The sequence below is a fragment of the Corallococcus sp. 4LFB genome (genome assembly GCF_046520365.1).
Lineage (GTDB): Bacteria > Myxococcota > Myxococcia > Myxococcales > Myxococcaceae > Corallococcus > Corallococcus caeni.
Map to the genome: position 1 here is coordinate 1 of NZ_JBKGHJ010000745.1, position 2880 is coordinate 2880.

General features: G+C 73.6%; 4 protein-coding genes and 1 pseudogene. 1 reads left to right on the forward strand and 4 read right to left on the reverse strand.

Going from position 1 to position 2880, the window contains the following annotated elements; translation table 11 throughout:
- The 3 genes from ACLEQD_RS40520 to ACLEQD_RS40530 form a co-directional block, all read right to left on the reverse strand.
- Window positions 1–617: adenylate/guanylate cyclase domain-containing protein (locus ACLEQD_RS40520; RefSeq protein WP_410391281.1), on the reverse strand; the 617-nt coding region annotated here is incomplete at its 3' end.
- Between the two features lie 17 nt (window positions 618–634).
- Complete coding sequence (locus ACLEQD_RS40525) at window positions 635–1102, reverse strand: hypothetical protein (RefSeq protein ID WP_338268527.1); 468 nt, start codon at window positions 1100–1102, stop codon at window positions 635–637.
- 67 nt (window positions 1103–1169) lie between these two features.
- Window positions 1170–1700 carry a molybdenum cofactor carrier protein gene (locus ACLEQD_RS40530; RefSeq protein ID WP_410391282.1) on the reverse strand — a complete coding sequence of 177 codons (531 nt, stop codon included), beginning with the start codon at window positions 1698–1700 and terminating at the stop codon, window positions 1170–1172.
- A 243-nt stretch (window positions 1701–1943) separates the two neighbouring features.
- Here ACLEQD_RS40530 and ACLEQD_RS40535 point away from each other — a divergent pair, with 243 nt between their 5' ends.
- Window positions 1944–2249 (forward strand): hypothetical protein, encoded by a 306-nt coding sequence (locus ACLEQD_RS40535; RefSeq protein ID WP_171422145.1) that lies wholly within the window; start codon window positions 1944–1946, stop codon window positions 2247–2249.
- 93 nt (window positions 2250–2342) lie between these two features.
- On the opposite strand, the pseudogene ACLEQD_RS40540 reads toward ACLEQD_RS40535, so the two are convergent.
- Window positions 2343–2880 (reverse strand): annotated as a pseudogene (locus ACLEQD_RS40540) (serine/threonine protein kinase); the annotation flags it as partial.

The following is a 2880-nucleotide window of genomic DNA, read 5'->3' on the forward strand; positions in this document are numbered from 1 at the left end:
GCGGCCTCCGGCAGCGCGGCCCAGGCGCGGGGGCTCAGGACGACCTCCGACACCGTGGCCTGCTTCTCCGCGCCCACCGCCTGCGCCAGCGGCTCGCCCACGAGCGCCGGGTGCATCCACAGCCCGGTGGCGCCCATCACGATGCGGGTCGCCTCCCCGAAGCCGATGCCGATGCGCGACGACACGCCGAAGCGCTGGCCCATCAACTCCAGCCGGGCGAAGCGCGCCAGCCTGCGCTGCACGCTCAGCGCGCACACCGCCGCGCGCTGCACGACGTCGCCGTCCGCCTCTCCGGGCGCGGCCTCGAAGCACGCGAGGATGGAGTCGCCGGCGAACTGGTAGATGTCCCCGCCGTGGCCCCGGACCACGTCGATCATCTCCGTGTAGTAGTTCGTCAAGAGGCGCTGGAGCGCGTCGATGCCGCGCGGGCCCGCGCCGCTCAGCCCCACCACGATGGGCGTGAAGCCCGCGATGTCCAGGAGCAGGATGGCGCCCCGCACCCCTTCCGCGCGGGGCAGCGCGTCCGCCTCCTGGCTCCCGAGCCGCGCGAGGATGGCCGCCGGCATGTAGGGCGCCAGCATCGCGACGACGGGATCGATGGGCTGCGTGGAGGGCATCCCCGGGGGCTTTCCGCTCAGGACAACGTGGCGTAGCGCAGGTAGAGGGCGCCCAGACACACGGCGCCGTAGAGCGGTATCTCCGCCGTCTCCGTCCAGGGCTGCTGCTTCATGACCGCGCCCCAGACGTGCACCGCGGTCATGATGCCGCCAATGAGGCCGATGAGCTCGAAGATGACCAGGTGGCTCTTGGGGTCCGGGATGAACTGCACCACCGCGATGATGACGGACAGCGCCAGGCCGCCCAGGCAGCGCGCGAAGTAGACCGTCAGGTCGTTGTTGCCCGTGGGCAGCTCCCACCCGAACCAGCGCGCCCAGCGCAGCGGCACGAACAGCAACGGCAGCGCGTAGACGACCGCGAAGACCGAGGTGGAGACCGCGAGGAACCAGCTGGCCAGCGGATAGTCGGGGTTGATCATGATGGCGGGCGAGGCAAGGGCTCCGGGCGTCCTGCTGCCGGGCGCGCCCTGCCCCACGCCGTCCATCCTAGAATCTTTTCCCTCCCCGTGGGGCGCCTTCGCCCCGCCCGGCCCCCGTCAGCCCGGCCGCCGCCTAGCGGGTGGCGGCCAGGAGGAACTCGGCCACCCGCTCCAGGGAGAGGGTCCGCTCGGCTTCCGCCGGGAAGCGCCGGAAGGCCTCCGGTGGCCCGTGCAGGATGAGCGGCTTGCCATAGCGCAGCGCCAGGACGGCCTCCGCCGCGGTGCCCGCCCCGCCGGGCAGCGCGACCAGGGCGTGCGGCGTCAGCACGTTGATGTGGTTGCGGCTCATGGGGTCCGTGCCCTGCTCCCCGCTGAGCGGCAGGTGCGTGTAGATGGGGATCTCGATGTCCGTGTTCGGGTAGCCGGGCCGGGGCTGGTAGCGGCCATCCGCCCCGACGGTGCCGGGGATGATGCCGATGGCCGCCCCCCGCCGCCCCTCCACCTGGACGAAGGCCGCGGTGGCCACGCTCATGACGCCGCCCCCCGCGCCGGTCAGCAGGTCGAAGCCCGCCTCGGCAATCCACCGCGCCAGGGGGATGACCCACTCCTCGTGGGCCTCCGTGCCGGAGCCGAAGACTCCGATGATGCGGCGGTGTCTGCGCATGACTGCGTCCTCCCCGAAAAGCCGGAACTACGTGAGCCCCTGTTCCATGCGAATCCCCGGCCAACGCCGCAAGGGCTCACGGACCGGCGTGCGGCCTGGCTCCCGTCCACCCGTGGAAGGTGCGCGCCGCGAGCGTCGCCTGGCCGTCGCTTCCCTCCTCCCGGAGCGCGAGGCGTGCCCGCACGACCCGTGATGTCGGACCCCTGCTCTACCTTCGTTCGCGAGTGAGCAAGGAGGCCGCCCATGTTCGACGCCTGTGGAGGTTGTGAGCGCCGTGGCACCGCCGGAGAGGTGTTCGACTGGTGCGCGCACTGCGAGTTGTCCCTGTGTCCCGGCTGCCTCCAGCGCGGCTGCTGCGGCAGCGTGCCCGCGGACTCCGGGCGGGGCGCGCCCAAGGAGCTCCCCGAGCCGCCCCCCGCCGAGCGCGAGCCCCTGCCGGAGGACTTCGGCGGCCGCTGCTGCACGCATGCCCGCGCGGTGGCGTGCTCGTGCGCCTTCCACTGGGTCTGCGTGCGCCACGGCGACCTGCACGTGGGGACCCACGACTGAGGACCTGCTGCTGAAGAAGCCGCGGGCCCCAACCGCTCGCGGACCGGAGGGCGCCGGTGGTGGCGGCCCCCGGCCCGTGTCATGGCGTCCGGCTCAGGGCACGTCGAGCGCGACGCCCTGTCCCGGCACGGCCATCACCCAGCGGACGACGTCCGGCTTGCCGCCGCAGGTGACGCGCACCTCGAACTCACGCCCCGCGGGCATGGGGCTGGCGAGCGGCGTCTGGCCCTGGAGCACCTGCGAGCCCAGCGCGACGCGGCAGCCCTGGGCGCCGGTGACGCTGAGCGTGCCCCGGGCGTCCTCCTGGGGCGCGGCGTCCGCGAGCGTGCGCAGGTCGATGTGCTCCGACCTGGGCACCTTGCCGAAGCGGTGCAGCTTGCCCTCCACCGCCGTGGAGACGAGCCAGCCGGAGGGGTCCTCCGGCAGGGCGTTGCTGCCTTCCAGCAGCACGCCGGACACGTAGACGCGCTCGCCCTCCTGGGCGTTGCGCACCTCCACGCCGCCCTTGGGCAGCAGGAACACCAGCGCGAGCCCCGCGAACACCAGGCCCACGCCGCCCACGACGAGCCCCTTGCGCTGGCTGGGCGTCAGCCCCTTGCCCGCCGCGTCGGCGGGGGGCACCGGAGCCGCG

Excerpts from the sequence above, each read along its gene's own strand:
- ACLEQD_RS40525 (WP_338268527.1), bottom strand. The coding sequence starts at position 1,102 with ATGGACGGCGTGGGGCAGGGCGCGCCCGGCAGCAGGACGCCCGGAGCC.
- ACLEQD_RS40530 (WP_410391282.1), bottom strand. The coding sequence starts at position 1,700 with ATGCGCAGACACCGCCGCATCATCGGAGTCTTCGGCTCCGGCACGGAG.
- ACLEQD_RS40535 (WP_171422145.1), top strand. The coding sequence starts at position 1,944 with ATGTTCGACGCCTGTGGAGGTTGTGAGCGCCGTGGCACCGCCGGAGAG.